The 20,761-nt window shown below is 33.5% G+C and carries 19 protein-coding genes; 13 read left to right on the plus strand and 6 right to left on the minus strand.

Annotated features, from left to right (window positions below):
- The 3 genes from ACXAHM_RS20000 to ACXAHM_RS20010 all read left to right on the plus strand — a co-directional run bounded on the left by ACXAHM_RS20000 (position 1) and on the right by ACXAHM_RS20010 (position 6,642).
- Positions 1 to 1,467: a RagB/SusD family nutrient uptake outer membrane protein gene (locus ACXAHM_RS20000; protein WP_474963767.1), complete on the plus strand. Its 1,467-nt coding sequence runs from the start codon at positions 1 to 3 to the stop codon at positions 1,465 to 1,467.
- A 523-nt stretch (positions 1,468 to 1,990) separates the two neighbouring features.
- Positions 1,991 to 5,152, plus strand: coding sequence for a SusC/RagA family TonB-linked outer membrane protein (locus ACXAHM_RS20005; RefSeq protein WP_474963770.1), 3,162 nt, complete (start codon positions 1,991 to 1,993; stop codon positions 5,150 to 5,152).
- Between the two features lie 32 nt (positions 5,153 to 5,184).
- Positions 5,185 to 6,642: a SusD/RagB family nutrient-binding outer membrane lipoprotein gene (locus tag ACXAHM_RS20010; RefSeq protein WP_474963772.1), complete on the plus strand. Its 1,458-nt coding sequence runs from the start codon at positions 5,185 to 5,187 to the stop codon at positions 6,640 to 6,642.
- 209 nt (positions 6,643 to 6,851) lie between these two features.
- Here the strand turns inward: ACXAHM_RS20010 and ACXAHM_RS20015 are convergent, their stop codons facing one another.
- Complete coding sequence (locus ACXAHM_RS20015; RefSeq protein WP_474963777.1) at positions 6,852 to 8,096, minus strand: hypothetical protein; 1,245 nt, start codon at positions 8,094 to 8,096, stop codon at positions 6,852 to 6,854.
- Between the two features lie 189 nt (positions 8,097 to 8,285).
- Between ACXAHM_RS20015 and guaA the strand changes: the two genes are divergently transcribed.
- Positions 8,286 to 9,815, plus strand: a complete 1,530-nt coding sequence (gene guaA, locus ACXAHM_RS20020) for a glutamine-hydrolyzing GMP synthase (protein ID WP_474963781.1) — start codon at positions 8,286 to 8,288, stop codon at positions 9,813 to 9,815.
- A gap of 205 nt (positions 9,816 to 10,020) precedes the next feature.
- Here the strand turns inward: guaA and ACXAHM_RS20025 are convergent, their stop codons facing one another.
- The gene (locus ACXAHM_RS20025; RefSeq protein ID WP_474963785.1) at positions 10,021 to 10,551 is read right to left on the minus strand and encodes an RNA methyltransferase; all 531 of its coding nucleotides are present in this window, start codon (positions 10,549 to 10,551) and stop codon (positions 10,021 to 10,023) included.
- A 9-nt stretch (positions 10,552 to 10,560) separates the two neighbouring features.
- Positions 10,561 to 10,962: an ArsR/SmtB family transcription factor gene (locus ACXAHM_RS20030; protein WP_474963789.1), complete on the minus strand. Its 402-nt coding sequence runs from the start codon at positions 10,960 to 10,962 to the stop codon at positions 10,561 to 10,563.
- A gap of 383 nt (positions 10,963 to 11,345) precedes the next feature.
- Between ACXAHM_RS20030 and hemC the strand changes: the two genes are divergently transcribed.
- From hemC to ACXAHM_RS20045, 3 genes are read left to right on the plus strand one after another with little or no spacing between them, the layout of a single operon-like run.
- A complete protein-coding gene (hemC, locus tag ACXAHM_RS20035; protein WP_474963793.1) occupies positions 11,346 to 12,275 on the plus strand; it encodes a hydroxymethylbilane synthase in 930 nt (309 codons plus the stop codon).
- A 24-nt stretch (positions 12,276 to 12,299) separates the two neighbouring features.
- The gene (nuoB, locus tag ACXAHM_RS20040; protein WP_474963798.1) at positions 12,300 to 12,824 is read left to right on the plus strand and encodes an NADH-quinone oxidoreductase subunit NuoB; all 525 of its coding nucleotides are present in this window, start codon (positions 12,300 to 12,302) and stop codon (positions 12,822 to 12,824) included.
- On the plus strand, positions 12,824 to 13,318 hold the full coding sequence (locus ACXAHM_RS20045; RefSeq protein WP_474963801.1) for an NADH-quinone oxidoreductase subunit C: 495 nt from the start codon (positions 12,824 to 12,826) through the stop codon (positions 13,316 to 13,318). The genes nuoB and ACXAHM_RS20045 overlap by 1 nt, the downstream gene beginning before the upstream one ends.
- A gap of 91 nt (positions 13,319 to 13,409) precedes the next feature.
- Here ACXAHM_RS20045 and ACXAHM_RS20050 read toward each other — a convergent pair whose 3' ends face one another.
- The 3 genes from ACXAHM_RS20050 to ACXAHM_RS20060 all read right to left on the minus strand — a co-directional run bounded on the left by ACXAHM_RS20050 (position 13,410) and on the right by ACXAHM_RS20060 (position 15,605).
- Positions 13,410 to 14,363: a hypothetical protein gene (locus ACXAHM_RS20050; protein ID WP_474963803.1), complete on the minus strand. Its 954-nt coding sequence runs from the start codon at positions 14,361 to 14,363 to the stop codon at positions 13,410 to 13,412.
- A 104-nt stretch (positions 14,364 to 14,467) separates the two neighbouring features.
- The gene (locus ACXAHM_RS20055; protein ID WP_474963805.1) at positions 14,468 to 15,049 is read right to left on the minus strand and encodes a non-canonical purine NTP diphosphatase; all 582 of its coding nucleotides are present in this window, start codon (positions 15,047 to 15,049) and stop codon (positions 14,468 to 14,470) included.
- Between the two features lie 4 nt (positions 15,050 to 15,053).
- On the minus strand, positions 15,054 to 15,605 hold the full coding sequence (locus ACXAHM_RS20060) for a GNAT family N-acetyltransferase (protein WP_474963807.1): 552 nt from the start codon (positions 15,603 to 15,605) through the stop codon (positions 15,054 to 15,056).
- A 120-nt stretch (positions 15,606 to 15,725) separates the two neighbouring features.
- Between ACXAHM_RS20060 and ACXAHM_RS20065 the strand changes: the two genes are divergently transcribed.
- From ACXAHM_RS20065 to ACXAHM_RS20090, 6 genes are all read left to right on the plus strand, one after another.
- Entirely contained in the window at positions 15,726 to 16,352 is a 627-nt protein-coding gene (locus ACXAHM_RS20065) for an L-threonylcarbamoyladenylate synthase (RefSeq protein ID WP_474963809.1), read from the plus strand.
- A gap of 29 nt (positions 16,353 to 16,381) precedes the next feature.
- Entirely contained in the window at positions 16,382 to 17,317 is a 936-nt protein-coding gene (locus tag ACXAHM_RS20070) for a UDP-glucuronic acid decarboxylase family protein (RefSeq protein ID WP_474963812.1), read from the plus strand.
- A 238-nt stretch (positions 17,318 to 17,555) separates the two neighbouring features.
- Positions 17,556 to 17,927, plus strand: coding sequence for a hypothetical protein (locus ACXAHM_RS20075; RefSeq protein WP_474963815.1), 372 nt, complete (start codon positions 17,556 to 17,558; stop codon positions 17,925 to 17,927).
- A gap of 142 nt (positions 17,928 to 18,069) precedes the next feature.
- The gene (gene lipB, locus ACXAHM_RS20080) at positions 18,070 to 18,795 is read left to right on the plus strand and encodes a lipoyl(octanoyl) transferase LipB (RefSeq protein WP_474963819.1); all 726 of its coding nucleotides are present in this window, start codon (positions 18,070 to 18,072) and stop codon (positions 18,793 to 18,795) included.
- Between the two features lie 7 nt (positions 18,796 to 18,802).
- Positions 18,803 to 20,011: a 3-phosphoshikimate 1-carboxyvinyltransferase gene (gene aroA / locus ACXAHM_RS20085; protein WP_474963823.1), complete on the plus strand. Its 1,209-nt coding sequence runs from the start codon at positions 18,803 to 18,805 to the stop codon at positions 20,009 to 20,011.
- A gap of 17 nt (positions 20,012 to 20,028) precedes the next feature.
- Entirely contained in the window at positions 20,029 to 20,601 is a 573-nt protein-coding gene (locus ACXAHM_RS20090) for a MarC family protein (protein ID WP_474963827.1), read from the plus strand.
- Positions 20,602 to 20,761: the final 160 nt, after the last annotated feature.

Raw genomic sequence — 20,761 nt, forward strand, 5'->3', positions numbered from 1 at the left:
ATGAAACTAAATAAATTTTTAAGCATATTAGCCTTAGCTGGTGCATTGTCATCTAGTTGTTCAGATCAATTAGAGGTGCAACCTACAGGCGACATTTCAGTAGGATCATTATTCCAAACAGTAGAAGGTGCAGAAGTAGCGTTAAACGGTATCTACAGAAACATGTATGTTACGCAAACTTCAAGACACGATTCATTTGGTGAAATGGCTATCAAATTGTCTTTAGATTTAAGAGGTGATGACTTCTATAACATGACAATTGGATATGGTTGGTTCAACAATGACTACAGATGGAACGACTATAAAGAAACTGATGGTAGAACTGCTTTTGTATGGAGCTACTATTATGAAAATATTGCAAATGCAAACGTATTAATTGCAAATATTGACGGAGTTTCTGGTACTGAAGATGAGAAATCAATTGTTAAAGCTCAAGCTTTAGCTTTGAGAGCTTACTTCTACTTCAACTTAGTACAAATGTACCAACATACTTATGTTGGTAACGAGACAGCTTTAGGTGTACCTTTATACTTAGAGCCATCTACTCCTGATACTCCTCCATTAGCAAGAGCAACTGTTCAAGAAGTTTATGATCAAATCTTAGCAGATTTATCATCAGCTGAAGGATTATTTGAGCAAGTAAATTACTCACAAGAGCATAGTTCATTTATTGATGCTAATATCGTAAACGGTTTAACTGCAAGAGTTGCATTAGTAATGAATGACTGGTCTAAAGCTGCTGATTACGCATCAAAAGCTAGAGCTGGTGTACCTTTAGCGTCTTCAGGTGCTTATGCGGAAGGATTTAGTGTAGCAGACAGAGGTAATGGTTGGTTATGGGGTCTTCAAGTGATTGGTGATCAAAGTACTATCTATGCTTCTTACTTCTCTCATATTGATAACACAGCGTATGGTTATGCTGGTTTAGGTATGCAGAAATGTATCAATAAGCAATTATTTGATCGTTTAAATGCAACTGACGTTCGTAAACAATATATTTTAGATCCTGCTAATGTAGATCCTACAAATGGATTTGCAGCATATCCTTACATGAACTACAAATACAGAATGGCTACTCCATCAACTTGGGCAGCTGATTATGTATTAATGAGAGCAGAAGAAATGGTATTGATCGAAGCTGAAGCACAAGCTATGTTAGGTCAAGACAGTGATGCTGCTACAACATTACAAGAGTTAGTATCTGTAAGAGATTTAACACATGATGTTACTGCACTTACAGGAGCTGCTTTACAAGATGAAATCTCTTTCCAAAGAAGAGTAGAACTTTGGGGTGAAGGACATCGTTTATTTGACCTTTTAAGAAAGAAAGAAAGACTAGACAGAACGAATGGTGGACATAACCCTGGTTTTGCCTTAGTAATGGAAAAAGAGGTAAATGAAGATGGTTGGATCTTAGAGATTCCAAGAGCTGAAATGGATGCAAATCCAAATATGGTTCAGAATTAATGATTAACCTTTGAATTTAATATAAAGAAAAAGCAGTTACGTTGTAACTGCTTTTTTTTATTTATATAACACAGAGAATAGATTGTAATAAAATTTAATTTTTTTTTCACATTTTTTAAAATTGCACTTTTTTAATATTTCAATGTGTTTTATCTATCAATAATTGCACTATTTGAATAAAACTATAGTACTATCCATAGTTAATTGTTAAGGAAGCTAAATATTTAAATAACATTTATTTAGAATTAACAACTTAATGTTTTAAATTAGCATTATACAAAAAAAAACAAAGACAAGCTTTTAAATAAGCCGCTACTATAACATTCAATTTATTTTTAAACATTTTTTTATTTCACTATGATTAAACGAATACTTTCTAATTTCAAAATCAATCTCAGTTAGTTTCTACTAATTTTTTATTTACCATTATTTTATTCATCAAGGTAATTTTAAGTCCAACTTTTTAGACATTACAATCTAGGTCTAGGGCTAAACTTTAAGTTCCAATTCAATTATTTTTATCATGAAAAGAGCACTATTATTAGTGTCTCTTATGCTTACAGTAGCATTTGCTGCATTAGCACAAGAGAGAACAATATCTGGTGTCGTAAAAGATCCTGCCGGGGAGACTTTACCAGGTGTTGCAGTTGTAGTTAAAGGTACTACTCAAGGTACAGTAACAGGAATAGACGGTGCTTATCGTCTAATGGCTACAGGAGAAAATCCAATTCTTGTTTTTAAATTAGTTGGTTACAAAGCACAAGAAGTTGTTGTTGGAAGCCAATCATCAATCTCAATCTCACTAGAAGAAGATATCGAGCAACTAGATGAAGTTGTTGTAACAGCTTTAGGTGTTGAAAGATCTGAAAGAGCTGTAGGTTATGCGATGCAAGCAGTAAACGGCGAGGAGTTAGTACAATCAAGAGAGTCTAACTTAGTAAACGCTTTACAAGGGCAAATCGCAGGTGTACAAATTCAAGGTACTGCTGGTAACTTAGGTGGTTCATCACGTATCACTATTCGTGGTGTGAACTCTTTCTTAGGTAACAACCAACCATTATTCGTAGTAGACGGTCAGCCAATTGACAACTCTAACTACGCTTCAAGTGCTCAAGCTCGTGGTTTCGGTGGAGGTGCGTATGACTACGGTAACGCTGCTTCAGATATCAACCCTGAGGATATTGAGTCAATGTCAGTATTAAAAGGTGCTTCAGCATCAGCTTTATATGGTGCACGTGGTGCAAACGGTGTAATCATCATCAAAACTAAATCAGGTAAAAGAAACCAAGGTTTAGGTGTTCAAGTTAACACTGGTGTTACTATCGAAAATGCTGTGAACTTAATGGAACACCAAAAGATTTATGGTGGTGGACAAATCAACCCTAACTCATCTGATCAAATGTGGGACTATGGAAATGGTGTTGTTGGTCCTTTCTATGCTCTTGATGGTTCTTGGGGTCCAAAGTATGATCCTAACTTAATGGTTAGACACTGGGATTCATTCGATCCAAACGATACTGAAAACTATGGTAAAACTCGTGCTTGGGTTGCTCCAAATAGTGGATACGAAGATTTCTTCGAAACTGGTAAAACATTCAATAATAGTGTTGCATTATCAGGTGGTAACGACAAAGGTGCTTTCCGTTTAGGTTATACTAACAATAACACTACAGGTATTCTTCCTAACTCTGAGTTAAAGAAAAATACTTTCTCAATCAATGCTAACTACAACTTATCTGATAAGTTAAAAGCATCACTTTCTGCTTCATACATCAATCAAGATGCAAGTGGTAGAACAGCTACAGGTTATGATAATAACAACGTAATGCAAGGTTTCACTCAGTGGTGGCAAACGCAATTAGACTTTGATCGTTTGAAAAACTATAAGTCTGCTGATGGTTCTCAAAGAACTTGGAACATCAATAGCCCTACTGATTTATCTCCTAACTATTTTGATAACCCTTATTGGGTACGTTACGAAAATGTACAAGGTGATACTCGTGACCGTATTATGGGTAACATGACTTTAGAATATGATATTGCTAAAGGTTTAAAAGTAGTAGGTCGTGCTTCAACAGATAGATATACTCATACTTTCTTCGAAGGTCGTCGTCCAGGTGGTGTGGATATTTCTAACTACTCTGAAACAGTAAGAACTCAAGCTGAAGATAACTTTGAAGGTCGTATCATGTATGACAACCGTTTCGGTGAATTCTCTGTGAATGCTATCATTGGTGGTAACATGATGAAGAACAGCTACAGCTTTACTTCTACAGGTACTGAAGGTGGTTTACCATTAGATGGATATTGGAATGTAAACAACTCTGCCTCTCCAGCGACAACAAGTACTTACCAAAGAGAAATGGGTATCAACTCATTATTCTTCAATGGTTCAGTAGGTTATAAGGATATGATTTTCGTAGAAGGTTCAATCAGAAATGACTGGTTCTCAACTTTACCTACTGAAAATAATAGCCAATTATATCCAGGTATCAGTACTTCATTTATCTTCTCTGAATTACCAGCATTACAAAACTCAGAAGTTATCTCTTTTGCTAAAATTAGAGCTTCTTATGGTCAATCTGCTGCAGGTGCTGCTGCATACTCTTTATATGACGTATACACTCCAATTACTCCTGCATTTGCTGGAAATCAAAGATATACTGTACCTAACGGTAGAAACAATCCAAACTTAGTACCTGAAACTACATCAGAAATCGAATTTGGTTTAGATATGCGTTTCTTCAACGGTCGTTTAGGAATTGATATTGCTTACTTCGACAGAAATACTGTTGATCAAAACGTAAACGTTGAAGTATCTGCAACTACAGGTTATACTTCAAGAGCACTTAACGCTGGTATCATGAACAACAATGGTGTTGAATTAATGGTAACTGGTACTCCAATTCAAACTGCTTCAGGTTTCAGATGGGATGTAGCTGTAAACTATGCGAAAATCAACAATAAAGTTGTTGAATTAGCTCCAAACTTACCTTACATCGGTATGGGTAATACTTGGGCTGCAGACTTAAGAATCAAAGAAAATGACCCTTACATGTCAATCTATGGTAATGACTATGTATATAATGAGGACGGTAAAATGGTTATCGGTGCTAACGGTGCTCCATTATTCACTGACGATAGAGTATTCTTAGGTTCAGTAATGCCAGATTGGACTGGTGGTATCCGTAACACTTTCTCATTCAAAGGAGTTACTGCTTCAGTTCTTATCGATGCCCAAATGGGTGGTAAAATGCACTCAACTTCATTACAATGGGCGAAGTACTCTGGTTTATTGCCAGAAACTGCTGAAGGTGGTGTTCGTGAAAACGGTATCGTATTCGATGGTGTAACTGAATCAGGTGAGCCTAACACTACTGCTATCCCAGCTCAACAATACTACCAATCATACTGGAACATGGCTGCACCAAACGTATTTGATGCATCTTATGTGAAACTTCGTGAAGCTTCAATTGGTTACCAATTACCAAACAAATTATTATCTAAGACTCCTTTCAGAGATGTAAACTTAACTATCTCAGGTCGTAACCTTTGGTTAATTTACTCTGATATCCCTTACTTAGATCCACAAGCGGTAACTTCAACTTCTAACATCCAAGGTTTAGAAAACGCTCAAACTCCAGCGACTCGTTCGTTCTCGTTTAACTTGAGCTTCAAACTGTAATGATTCATTATCATAATTAACAAAGAATTCAAATGAGAAAATTATTATATACATTGTCTGCAGCTGCTGTCCTTGGGATGACATCTTGCGACAAAGGGTTCGAAGAAATGAACGTCGATCCTAACAACCCAACTGAGGTACCTGTAGAAGGCTTATTAGCTCAAGCTGAATATGCTATGGCAACAAGAACTTGGGGTACAGCAATGAATGCTGAATGGGGTATGTTATTAGTACAATATTGGGGTCAAAACCAATATGCTTCTGAGTCACGTTACCAGCACGACAAACAGTACTTCGGTGCATCTTGGAATAGCTACTATGCAAATTCTTTAAAAGATTTCACTGAGGTTGAGCGTTTATTAAATGCTACAGAAGCACCAACAGATGTTCTTGAAAAAGAAAAACAAAACAAATTGGCTATCGTGAAGATTTTAAAAACTCACGCTTTCCAAATTGTAACTGATGTATGGGGTGATGTACCATACTCTCAAGCTTTAAATCCTGATGAGTTCCCTGCTCCAGCATATGATTCACAAGAAGCTATTTATAGTGACTTAATTGATCAACTTGATACTGCTATCGGAATGATTGATGAATCTCATAATGCATTCAATGGTGGTGATATCGTATTTGGTAATGATCTTGTAGCTTGGAAAAAGTTTGCAAATGCTTTAAAAGCTAAGATTGCTATCCGTATGATAGATGCTAACGCTGGTGCTTCAGCTAAATTGCAAGAAGCATTATCTGCTGCTGATCAATTTACTTCTAATGGTGATAACGCATTGTTGGTATTTGATGCTCAAATTCAGTTATCAAATCCATTATGGTTCAACGTAACACAAGATAATCGTGATGATTACTCTGTTTCAGAGTACTTTGTTGATGCGTTAGCAGCTGATAATGATCCTCGTTTACCAATGTTTGCATCTGTAAACAAAGATGGAATCTATAAAGGTCTTACTTATGGTTTGACTGATGGTGCTTCTTTAGAAATGTCACAAGGTAATGGTACTTCTAGACCATCTGGTGCAACAAAAGAATCTCCAGATCTTCCAGGTGTTAGATCTATGCAACAACCTGCAGTTTTAATGTCATTCTCTGAATTGAAATTCATCGAGGCTGAAGCTATTGCAAGAGGAATTGTTTCAGGAGATGCTGAGACTGCTGTAAAAGAAGCAATTGGTGCATCTATGGATTTCTGGGGTGTTGCTGCTGCAGATAGAGATGCTTACTTAGCTTCTTATACTTATGACGCTTCTAATTGGAAAATGTCAATTGGTGAAGCAAAATACCGTGCATTATATGGACAAGGTGTTGAAGCTTGGTCTGAGTGGAGACGTTTAGATTATCCTCAATTATCTGTTCCTGCTGAAGCATTTACATCTGAAATTCCTACAAGAGGTTTCTATCCAAACACTGAAGAAGGACTTAACAGTGATAATGTACCAGCTAATAACATTGACGATAAAGTATGGTGGGATGTTAACTAATCCTTCCTAACCTTATAATACAATGAGAGGCAACCAAATTTGGTTGCCTCTTTTTTTGATTACTTTTTTAAAGATATCAATTAACTTTCCATTATCTATATCTATTTCTAAATCATCAATTGAATATTTTACATCAAAAAATATGAAAGGATTCATCTTATTTTATCAAGATGAACCCTTTCATAATCACTGACCTATTCTACATATTACTATTTTGTAGAGGTTAATTGATACCTTAATAATAGCTGTGATCTCATAACAATCGAGCTTAATGATACATATTTAGACATCCCATTAGTAACAATAAATTTTGTTCCTAATGAAAATCTATTCTGTTGAAAACCAATACCTACAGATACACCATTTTCAGATGAGGAAATGTCTTCTAAAGCATCATTTTCATATTTTCTTTGCTCTTCAAAAAGAACTTGACGAGAGCTAGTTTTTTGATCAGCATTTATAACAAGGCCAATATATGGACCTACTTCTAGAAATATATTAGAAGTTTCACTAATTAAAAATTTATGTTTCAATAATAAGTTATAGCTAATATATGAATAAGAAATAGAGTTTGAATAAGAAGTATATTTGTTATCGTGTTCTTTTAGAAGGTAATCTGATTCTACAGAATAGGAATCAAAATATAAATGATTCGAGATAGCCCATTTTTCATTGTTTTTTGGAAATACAATATCTAATTCCAAACCAAATGTTGGGGTCAAAGAGTTTGAAAAATCACTATCATAAATATGCTTTTTGAAACTTCCACTAAAATTTAATGAAGTAAAACTCATACCTCCACTAATACTCAATTGAGTAAAGACTTTTTCATTTCTAGAATTCTCTTTAATCTCATTATTATTTGTATTGCTATAATAATATTTAAAGAGCTTGAATAAGCTACTTTTAGTATATTTAGTCTTACTTAATTGTTTGAAAATAGTTTTACAGTCGGATAGATACTCATTCAATTGAGAGATATACTCTTTTGTTTCTAATACAAGACGATCCCCTTTGTAATTCTTTTTAATGTACTTTTTTTGTTTTAGAAGAGTAAATGCTTCCCCCTCTTTAATGTAATAATTGACTCTTCCTTCTTTACTTTTTTTAGATAAAAGGACTTTATTTCCGTCATATATGACTTCTAGAAATACAGTATCTAATTTTGTTTCTAAATAGGGATGATCATGCATCTTTTCAAATTGCCATGGTGAAGTTTCTTCTGTAACTACTGCACCATAATAAAGGTGATGATCAACAGTAAATGATTGTATTTGTAGTGCTGATATTTTTTGAACAGGCCCATCCTTCTCTTTTTTTATTTTAATAATTGAAGGATTAATTTCCCAATTTCTATATTGGATATATACAGTAGCTTTTTCACCTGATTTATAAGTTATTTCTCCCTGTTTGTAAAGCCCTTGAGCGAATGAAAAGCTTGATTGGAAAAACAATAAACAAATAAATATTAGTCTAAATATTGAAGTTTGTAGAAACATATTAGCCTGCAATGAATAGTAAAAAATAGATTGAAGAATCAATTTAAAAAAAAACACCATTTAATAAGGGATTAATATTACTTTTTAAATAAAAAGCAGCATCTTTGCGTGCATCTTAATTAATCTCTGAATATAACCTTTGTTATGGACAAGATCCTTATTTACGACTTTGGTTCACAATACACTCAGCTGATTGCGAGACGCATTAGAGAGCTCAATGTATATTGTGAGATTTTCCCTTTCAATCACGAACCAAAGATTGATCATTCTGAGTATAAAGGTGTTATCCTTTCTGGAAGCCCGCACTCAGTTTTAGAAGAAGATGCACCTAACTTCGATGTCTCAGACATCAGAGGAAAAATGCCTTTATTAGGTGTGTGTTTTGGAGCACAAATGTTAGCTCACCAAAATGGAGGAACTGTGGCACGTTCAGAGCACCGTGAATACGGTCGTGCAAACCTTGACTTCATTGATCACACAAGTCCAATGATGAAGGGAATTCCAAACGATACTCAAGTTTGGATGTCACATGGTGATACTATCCTAAACCTTCCTGACAGTTTCAAAGTAATTGCGAGTACAAACAGTATTCCTGTCGCCGCTTATAGAATTTTAGGCGAGGATACATTTGGTTTACAATTCCACCCTGAAGTTACACACTCTGTTGACGGTAAATTCATGCTGCAAGATTTTGTAGTTGGAGTTTGTGGTTGTGAACAAGATTGGACGCCAGAATCATTCGTCGATTCAACTGTTGCTTCATTAAAAGAGCAATTAGGTGATGACCGTGTAATTCTTGGTTTATCAGGAGGAGTTGATTCTTCAGTTGCTGCCGTTTTATTACATAAGGCGATTGGTCCTAACTTACATTGTATATTCGTAGACAATGGCCTTCTTAGAAAAGATGAATTTGAATCCGTTTTAAAATCTTACCATGGTTTAGGCCTTAATGTAAAAGGTGTAAATTCAAAAGATAAGTTTTATGCTGAATTAGAAGGAAAAACAGATCCAGAAGATAAGCGTAAAGCAATCGGTAAAGTTTTCGTTGATGTTTTTGAAGAGGAATCTAAAAAAGTAGAAAACGCTAAATGGTTAGGTCAAGGAACAATTTATCCTGATGTAATCGAATCTGTATCTGTCAAAGGACCTTCTGCGACGATTAAATCTCATCACAATGTGGGAGGATTGCCAGATTACATGAAATTAAAAGTAGTTGAGCCTTTAAATACTTTATTTAAAGATGAAGTACGATTAGTAGGTAAAGCACTTGATATTCCTCAAGAAATCTTAGGACGTCACCCTTTCCCTGGTCCTGGTTTAGGTATCCGTATTCTAGGTGATGTTACTCCTGAAAAAGTAGAAATACTTCAAAATGTAGATCATATTTTCATTCAAGGTCTAAAAGATCATGGCTTATATGACAATGTATGGCAGGCGGGAGCAATGTTGCTTCCTGTGCAGTCAGTAGGTGTTATGGGTGATGAAAGAACGTATGAAAAAGTAGTAGCTCTACGTGCAGTTTCATCTTTAGATGGTATGACTGCTGATTGGGTACATTTACCTTATGAATTCTTAGCAGAAATAAGTAATAATATCATTAATAGAGTTAAGGGCGTGAATAGAGTGGTATATGATATCAGTTCTAAACCTCCCGCTACTATTGAATGGGAATAAATATTATTTTATGATAAATACCAAAAAGCCTCATACTGATAAAAGTATGAGGCTTTTTTTGTAATAATTTAATGACAATTATTGCTTTACCGTTATTCTTGTTTAAATTGCATTTACAATTATTAAGAATTGTATTTGAATACGAAATGTATAATCTAGTCTTATCTAATAACTAGCAAAACCATCTCAAATGAGGTGGTTTTTTTTAATCTAATTTTTGTTGTAAAACTTGCCATAAAACAACTCCCAAAGTAACGGAAACGTTAAGTGAGTGTTTTGTGCCAAATTGAGGAATTTCTAATGCCATATCCGAGGCTTCGATTGCTTCTTCGCTGACACCCATGACTTCATTACCAAAAATTAGAGCTACTTTTTCTTCTTTCGAAGTTTTGAAATCTTGTAGTGAAGTAGAACCTTCAACTTGTTCTACAGCAATAATTTTATAACCTTCTTCTTTTAATGCTTGAATAGCATCAACAGTAGTATCAAAATGTTGCCACTCTACAGTGTCTTGAGCTCCTAATGCTGTTTTATGAATATCTCTATGCGGTGGTTTACCAGTAATTCCACATAAAACAACTTTCTCAATTGCAAAAGCATCACCTGTTCTAAAGGCTGAACCAACATTATTTAAACTTCTGATATTATCTAATACAACGACAATATTATTTTTATCTTGTTTTTTGAACTCTTCAGCACTAACTCTGTTAAGTTCATCCATACTTAATTTTCTCATGATTATTTTTTAGTCTCCAATCGGATAATGATGACTCATTCTTCTTCTTTCAATCTTATTGATTGCTAATTCTCTATTGCTAAATAAAGTATTGTAAGTGGTTTGATCCTCAATTAAGGTTATATCTCTTTCCATATAATTGAAAATAGTCTCAATAATACCGGAAATCTCTTCCTTTATAGAATAAAACGACCATTGATCTACTTTCCTTACATTCAATAATCCAGCATTCTTCATATAGATTAAATGCCTAGAAGTTTTGGTTTGGGTATAGTCTAAAACTAATTCAATATCTGATATACACATCTCTTCATTTTCATAAAGTAAATGCATAATACGTATTCTAGATTCTTCTCCTAAAGCTTTCATAATTTGAGTACCTATGGAGAGATTAAAATGTTTAAGTTTCATATAATAGCACTTGCATTAATTTGCATTTGCAAATATACAAAATCGAATTTCAATAAATAATTTATCTCGTTTTTAATACTTTTTAAGGTAAAATTGAACAAAATTGAAATTTACGTGAAAAAGTATAGTAACATTCTAAGAAAATGATTTTTATTCATAGAAATGCTTCATTATAAAAGTTTAATGTAGTAACATTGTCTTAGGTAAAGATAATAGGTTAGTCACCTATTATATGGCATGATACACCAGTAACATTAACCAGTTGTGGAAAGACATTCGATACATATTGAATGTCTTTTTTTTGTATTCGCTTTTATTGCTCTCTCTAAACTTTAATTTCATACTCCTAGTGCTTATCTTCGCATCAATAGATCGATAAAGATATGGTAGAGAGAACAATAAAAATTGGTACAAGAAAGAGTAAACTTGCACTTTGGCAAGCTTATCACGTTAAAGAGCTTTTGGAAAATAATAACCATAAAGCAGAACTTGTATTAATTGAAACAAAAGGAGATAAAATTTTAGACCGCTCATTATCAAAAATTGGTTCTAAAGGTGTATTCACTGAAGAACTTGAAGATCAATTACGTAATGGTGGTATTGATATAGCTGTACATAGTGCGAAAGATATGCAGGCTTCTTTAGGTGATGATTTTGAATTAATCGCTTTCACTGATAGAGAGGAATGCCATGATGTATTTGTAAGCCATAAAGAAGGATTAGAAATAGATCAAAATTCAGAGATAGTAATTGGTACATCTTCTGTTCGTCGTGTGGCGATGTTGAAAAGTCATTTTCCTAATGCCACAATCGTAGATGTTAGAGGAAACTTACAAACTAGAATTCAAAAGATGAAGGATGGTTTGTGCGATGTATTAATGCTAGCTTATGCAGGTGTACACAGAATGGAATATGATGATATGATTGTCTATGAACTTCCATTGGATTCATTTACGCCTGCGACCGGTCAAGGATGTGTTGCTATCGAATCAGCGGTTACCTTAGATCCTGAAGTAAAAGAAGCTGTACGTCAAGCCATAAACAATGAAGCTACAGAAACGTGTGTTCGTGGAGAAAGAGCTTTCTTAAAAGAACTTCAAGGAGGTTGTAGTATTCCTGCTTTCTGTTTAGCAACATGGACAGACGATAATAAAATTAATATCACTGGTGGTTTAGCTCAACCTGATGGTAAACCACAAATAAGATATACTTACACGGTAGAACCTAATGAAGTTCAAGCAGCAGGTACTAAAATTGCGAAGGAAACCTTAGCCAATGGTGGTGCTGAATTATTGGCTGAGCTAAAAAATTAATCTAACAAACTCAACTGCATTACTATGAAAGGTTTAATGGATCAGAATTTTGGTCAAGGGGAAATTATTATATCGAAAGTAGATGACTTGATCAATTGGGCTCGTCTTTCTTCATTATGGCCTCTTGGTTTTGGGTTAGCTTGTTGTGCCATTGAAATGATGAGTACATTTGCTTCTAATTATGATTTGGACCGTTTTGGAGTGATTCCAAGAGCAACACCAAGACAGTCTGATTGTATGATTATTTCTGGAACTGTAACCTTTAAAATGGCCGATAGAGTTCGTCGTTTATTCGAACAAATGGCAGAACCTCGTTATGTAATTTCAATGGGTAGTTGCTCTAATTGTGGAGGACCTTATTGGGAGCATGGCTATAATGTAGTGAAGGGAGTAGATAGAATTATCCCAGTGGATGTATATGTTCCAGGATGTCCTCCTAGACCAGAAGCATTGATTGGTGGAATTTTAAAACTAAGAGATCAGATTAAAGAAGAAACTTTAATGGCACCTACCGCTGTTGAAAATCTATTAAACAAACAAACTGTATAATGTTATCAACTGAAGAAATAGGAGCGTTAATTACAGAAAATATTCAAGGATGTGATGTTGAAGTGAATATGAAGCAACCACAACATGAAATTGTAATTAAAGCAGAAGATATACTTAATGTTTGTACTTTTCTTCATGGAAATGAGCAAACTTACTTTGATACATTATCTTGTTTAACAGGAATTGATAATGGTCCTAAACCCAATACAATGGAAGTAGTGTATCATTTATATTCTATTCCTTTTGGAAATAAAGTAACATTAAAAGTTGTCTTGGATCGTAATGAACCTAAATTACCTAGTGTTACTTCAGTTTGGAGAGCAGCTGATTGGCATGAGAGAGAAGCCTATGATCTGGTAGGAATGACTTTTGAAAATCATCCAGATTTAAGAAGAATTCTTTCTCCTGATGATTGGGTGGGTCATCCATTACAAAAAGATTATGAACCTGAAGAAACTTATCACGGTATAAAAATCAAATACGAAAAAGATTAGTTTTTTCGAATGAATAGTTAAAAAAAAGAGTGAAGAACATAATATGAAAATACATTGTTCTTCACTCTTTTTTATTCAATAATATGAGTTCTTAATTCTTAACGCTTAATTTTTCATTATTTTTCCCATTTTCACTTCTTCTTGATAATTCAAATAATGCTAAGAATAACAAAGTAATTACAACTCCCACTGAATTTATTGTACTCATATCTTTCGAAAAAGCAATGATTCTTCCAATCAATGAAAGTAATGTAAGTGCCATTCCAATTGTAATGATATTCTTAGTGAAATAAACAACACCAATTGAAGCAAAAAATAACTGGAATAAAACATTCATTTCATTTCTCATAGAAGTTTGCCCCATCCAAATATCAGCAAAGTATAAACAGAAAATCATGAAATAAAACACTAAATGAGAACTTTTATAGTCAGGAGCAGTTACTTCTGCTTCAGTACCTTCATGATCATTTTTTCCATTAAAAATACTAAAGAAAATATAGCCTAAACTTAGTCCTAAAATATAAAATAGTGCACCCCAAAGTGATTGTTCTACCAATTCATTCGTTGTCAATTGCTCACTAAATTGAGCAAAAGAACTAATAATCGCCATTAAGATTAATAAACCAAAACCACCAAATAATTGAATAATACTATGTGATTTGAATAAATGTCTTAGAATCAATAATGTGATAATCATGGCTACTAATTTTCTAGACAAAGCATGAAAAATAGTTTCAAGATAAACCACCTCACCACCATGCAATAGATAAGTATTTAGCATCACATTAAGCCAAATTCCCATAAATCCTACCCAAAAAACTGCTTTTTCTTTGTAACCTTTAAAGAATGCAATTGCTAAAAATAAAATGGTAGGAGAACTAAATACACTTAAAAATATCATCCCAATCGTAGTACCACTAATTGGATTTTCACTATTGAAAAGCCCATATAGCATTGGGAAAATAGAAACTAAGAGAAAGCCTAAACCAAAGGCAAGTCCAAAATTTTTAAATTCTTTTTCAGAATGTAATGTTAGTTTATTCATAATTAAAAAATGAGTAGTTACCAATCGTACATAGATAAACATTGAAAATGAACAGAGAGTGAAGAGTGATATCCTCCCTAATTCTATTTTCTTATTAGGTAAATCTAAGCTTTATCTTTGAGTAATTCAATTAACTTGGTGACAGCTCTTCCTCTGTGGCTAATATTATTTTTTTCTGTAGCTGTTAGTTGAGCAAAAGTTTTTTCATGTCCTTCAGGTTGAAAAATGGGATCATAACCAAATCCTTGATCACCTGTTCTTTCTTTAATAATTGTACCTTTAGCTATGCCATCAACCTGTTCAATTTCTCCTTCCCAAAGTAAAGTAATAACAGTTCGAAATCTGGCTGAACGATCCTCTTTTCCTTCTAGATTTTTTAAAACTAGATCCATATTGTCTTCAGAATCTCTCTGTGGTCCAGCATACCTGGCAGAATAAACACCAGGTTCATTGTTTAAAGCTGATACTTCTAATCCTGTATCGTCAGCAAAACAACTTACTTTATAATGATCCCAAACATATTGAGCTTTTTGTAAAGAATTACCTTCTAAAGTTTCTTGCGTTTCAGGTAATTCTTCATTACAGCCGATTTCTTTTAAGCTAACAACAGTGTACAATCCATCTAATTGATGTTGAATTTCTTTCAATTTATTAGGATTATTTGTAGCAAAACATATTTTTTTCATATCCTTAATTTGATTTATATTTTTCTTTAAACTCTTTTAAAAAGTCTTCATCATAAGGTTCTTCATCTATAGATTCTTTAAATACAGAAAAACCAGCTTTTTCATAAACTTTAATTGCAGAAGGATGATCATATTCACAAGTATGTAACCAAACATATTCAGAATTACTTTCCATTAAATGAGTAGCATGAGTAAGGAAAGGTAAGCCTAATTTTTTACCTATGAAATCAGAAATTAATCCAAAATAAACAATTTCGGGATGCTCTTTGTCTGTGCAATCAAATTCAATAAAACCTGCTATTTTATCTTTAACTTTAAGTAGGTACAATTGACATTGATCAGATTTAAGCCAATTACTAAGTTTATCTTTATCCATTAAGATACGTCCTGTCCAACCCCAAGCATCACCAACTTCTCTATACACTTTTAAATATTCTTCATTGATAGATGGGTGCCAAGAAATGATATTTCCTTTTAAGGGAAATTGTAAATGCGTCGCATTACTTTTTTCTTTTCTTAAGTACCACGTTTTTACCGAAATAGTAATATATGCCATCTTGTAAAGTTAATTTTTATTCAGATTGACAATATTAATGAAAACTTTTGTTGAGAATGCAGTCAGATATAGGTAATTTATAAATGTATAGAGTATCTTCACACCAATAAATTTAGTAGCATGGCAGAGTTTTTTAGAATTAATGCAGATAATCCTCAAGAAAGGATTTTAAATCAAGTGGTTAATATCTTGAAAAAAGGAGGCTTAATCATTTATCCAACTGACACTGTATATGGTGTGGGTTGTGACCTAATGAATCAAGCTGCATTAAAAAAACTAATCCGTTTTAAAGGGATAAAACCTAATAAAATGAATTTAGCTTTTATCTGTTATGACTTATCAGACATTACTAATTATGTGAAACATATTGAAACGCCTGCTTTTAGGGTATTGAAAAAAGCTTTACCTGGGCCTTTTACCTTCATTATGCAAGCAAGTAATTCTGTTCCTAAATTAGTCGACTCTAAAAAGAAAGAAGTGGGTATTCGTATTCCTGATCATAATATTCCTAGAGAATTAGTCAGAATGTTAGGGAATCCAATAGTTACCACTTCATTAAAAAGAGACGATGATATTCAAGAATATCCTACTGATCCAGAATTGATTTATGAAGATTATGGTCATTTGGTAGATGCGGTAATTGATGGTGGATTCGGAAATATCCATTTATCTACTGTAGTAAATCTAACAAATGGTGATTTTGAAGTAACTAGACAAGGATTAGGGGATATCGATGATTTTTTATAGAATAAACTAATAAATAGAGAAGATACAAGATGAAAAGAGTACTAATCACTGGAGCTGCTGGTTTTTTAGGTTCTCACTTATGTGATAAGTTTTTAGCAAACGGATTTAAAGTAGTTGGAATGGATAATTTCCTTACTGGTAGTGAGGATAACATCTCACACTTATTTGGAAATAAGCACTTTGAATTTTATCACCATGATGTTACAAAGTTTGTACACGTTCCCGGTGATTTAGATTATATTCTTCATTTTGCCTCTCCTGCAAGCCCAATTGATTATCTTGAAATGCCAATTCAAACGCTAAAAGTTGGATCATTGGCACCTTATAATCTTTTAGGTTTAGCAAGAGTAAAAAAAGCTCGATTCATGATCGCTTCAACATCAGAAGTTTATGGTGATCCAAATGTACATCCACAAAAAGAAGATTATTGGGGTAATGTAAACCCGATTGGTCCTCGTGGTGTATATGATGAAGCAAAACGTTTCCAAGAGGCAATTACTATGGGATACCATACTTTCCATGGAGTAAATACGGGTATGGTAAGAATCTTTAATACATATGGACCTCGTATGCGTCTGAATGATGGTAGAGCATTACCTGCTTTCATGAGTCAAGCATTGAGAGGAGAAGATATCACTGTATTTGGTGACGGTTCTCAGACAAGATCTTTCTGTTATGTAGACGACTTAGTAGAAGGTATTTTCAGATTGACAATGTCAGATTATCATGATCCAGTGAACATCGGGAATCCTCAAGAAATTACAATAAAGGAATTTGCTGAAGAAATTGTTAAGCTAACAGACTCAGGTTCAAAAATTGTCTATAAAGATCTCCCTAAAGATGATCCTAAACAAAGACAACCAGATATCACTAGAGCAAAAGAAGTTTTAGATTGGGAGCCAACTATCGATAGATCAGAAGGTTTAAAAAGAACTCTTGAATATTTCATGCAGAAAGTGAAATGATTTTTGTATTATATTATTTTTCAATTGTCTTTTAATAGATGATGTGTGAAGAGTAAGAATATACTTATGCTTAAAATCAGAAAATATATTTTTACTCTATCATTTAGTTCAATATTGTCATTTTAGGGTATTATTGAACTATTTTAATAAGAGATTTTTTGTATAATCATTAACGTTTATTTGCTTGATCTAACATTAATGTTATATTTGTCTAGACGAAAACCTCCAATTAGAAAAAATGACAAGTGAAGAGAAAAAAGCTTATCTATTAATCAAATCTGTGATATTCCATTATCATGGCTTAGATGAAGACGAACAAGCTATCTTGGAGGAAACAGCGACCAATATTCAAGGTCATGAAGAACTTGAATGGGCAACACAATTTATTGGTGAAGATTATGTCAACGCTTTTGATAGAGCAAAAGATTATCTTTCCAATGTGATGATGGAATTTCCTCCAGAGACAAGATTAAAATATATTCGCCTTGCTTGGGATGCCAATAATAGAAAAGGGTATATCAGTGAGATGGAAGCTACTGCTATGCTTAAATTAGCGAACACTTTAGGTATTCAGGGTGACTTTTTAGCGTACATTAAGTCTGCCAATTAGAAAAAATACATACTTTTTAGTAGATATGAACCTCTTCTTTATAAAGGAGAGGTTTTTTTTGTGCAAATTCGCATAAATATTCGTGATGAAGTAATTTTGTCTTTCATTGAAGCTATAGATTACTTCAGTAAATGAGTGAGATATGAACAAAAAAGTTGAATTCCAGCATATCGGAAAAATGCCTTATGCTAAAGCATGGGATTATCAGACAGAATTGTTTGATGGCATTGTAAAAACGAAGTTGGAGAATAGAAAAAGAACGGATAGAGGGGAAGAACCAATTGAAACAAAAAATTATCTTTTGTTTGTTGAACATCCTCATGTTTACACATTAGGGAAAAGTGGAAAAGAAGAACATTTACTCCTTGATCAAAAAGGTTTGGAAGATGAACATGTTGAGTTCTTTAAAATAAATAGAGGTGGAGATATTACGTATCATGGTCCAGGTCAGTTAGTAGGATACCCTATTTTGGATCTAGACAATTTCTTCACGGATATACATAAATATTTAAGATTTTTAGAAGAGGCAATCATTCTTACTTTGGCTGATTTTGGAATCAAATCAGGAAGAATTGATGGCTTAACAGGTGTATGGATTGGAGAAGAAAATGATCCTAATCCAAGGAAAATATGTGCGATGGGTGTGAAAACTAGTAGATGGGTGACCATGCATGGTTTTGCACTTAATGTAAATGCTGATCTTAAGTTTTTTGGAAATATCGTACCATGTGGTATTTCTGATAAAGCTGTAACATCAATGGATCAGGAATTAGGTCGAAAAGTTGAGATGCACGAAGTAGAAGTAGTACTGAAAAAGCATATAGCACAGCTTTTTGAAATGGAATTATTTGAAAACCAAAATCACTAATAGACAAATGAAAATTTATCACCCAAACAGAAATGTAAGTTTAGAAGTGCCATTGGTATCTTCAAAAAGTGAAAGTAATAGAGCATTAATTATTCAAGCAGCGGCACAAGAAGAAATTCAATTGGATAATATCTCTCAAGCAAGAGATACACAAACAATGATGCGTCTGTTGGATAGTAATGATGAAACGTTAGACGTTTTAGATGCAGGTACTACAATGCGTTTCTTAACAGCATTTGTAACGGCAAATAACCGTCCTACAATCATGACAGGAACAGAAAGAATGCAAGAAAGACCAATTGGTATTCTTGTAGATGCTTTACGTTCTATTGGTGGAGAAATCGAATATTTAAATAAAGAAGGTTACCCACCTCACAAGGTGAAAAATTTTGAACAAACTTCAGATACTGTAAAGATCCGAGGTGATGTAAGTAGCCAATATATTTCTGCATTATTATTAGTAGCTCCATCTCTACCGCAGGGTTTAAAGATTGAATTAGAAGGTGATGTCAATTCAAAACCTTATATTATGATGACTTTGAGCTTGATGGAGCGTTTTGGGGTTAAATATACATGGTCAGGTAATATAATTACTGTAGCTCCACAAAACTATAAAAGTGGAAGCTATACGATCGAGTCGGATTGGTCAGGAGCAAGTTATTGGTACAGCATCGTAGCTTTATCAGAAAATGCAGAAGTGAAAATCATGAATCTTAGAGAAGATTCTTTACAGGGTGATAAAGCCATTGTTGAAATTATGAAACAATTAGGCGTAAAGAGTACTTTCGAAGAAGATGGTGTACGGTTGACAAAAACAGAAACGGCGGAGAAATTCTATTTTGATTTTACACATTGCCCTGATTTAGCACAAACAATTGTTGCTCTCGTTGCTGCATTAGGAATGGAAGGTCGTATGATTGGTCTTCAAAGTTTGAGAATCAAAGAAACGGATAGAATTGCCGCACTTCAAAATGAAATCAAAAAATTAGGTCTTGAGATTGAAGTAATCGGTGATGAAGAAATCATCGTTCCTGCTGGAGGTATCCAAATCGAAGGACAAATAATTGATACTTATGATGACCATAGAATGGCAATGGCATTTGCACCATTATCATTATTAGGTGAATTAGATATCGAGGAACCAGGTGTTGTAGCTAAATCGTACCCTAGTTATTGGGAAGATCTAAAAGCGGCAGGGTTCATCATGGAAGATTAATATAAAATAATACAAATATGGAATTAGAAGTGAGCTTCAAAGATGTGGCTTCAGTGTCACTTATTCTTTTTTCAGTAATTGATATTATTGGTTCTATTCCGATTATTATTGATTTAAGGAAAAAAGAAGGGAAAATTCAATCCGCTAAAGCGACAATTGTAGCTGGAATCATTATGGTTCTTTTTCTTATTGTTGGAACTCAAATATTGAGTTTGTTTGGAATTGACGTAAGCTCATTTGCTATAGCAGGTGCAATAATATTATTTCTTTTAGGTATAGAAATGATATTAGGAATCGTACTCTTTAGAAATGAATCTGAAGAAGGAGGGTCCGGATCAATTGTACCATTAGCCTTTCCATTAATTGCAGGTGCAGGTACAATGACAACAATTATTTCATTAAAATCAGAATACTCAACGTTAAGTATTTTACTTGGAATAATTATTAACCTTGTTTTTGTATTTATTGTCTTAAAAAGTTCTGGTTGGATACAGAAAAAATTAGGACAAGGAGGTGCTAATATTCTTCGAAAAGTATTTGGTATTATTTTATTAGCAATTGCTATTAAACTTTTCAAGACAAATATCTAGAAGAGAAAATAAATTTAGAGAGTGTTGGTAAGGAAATTTACTAACACTCTTTTTTTTATAATCTTCCATAAATCATCTGAAACTAAACTAATAGCTATTTCATAATTAATATACATTCATTAAATTAGAGGTAGTCAGCATATTTCTATACCTTAGAAAA

The sequence above is a fragment of the Flammeovirga sp. AWQ4_249 genome (assembly GCF_056161045.1).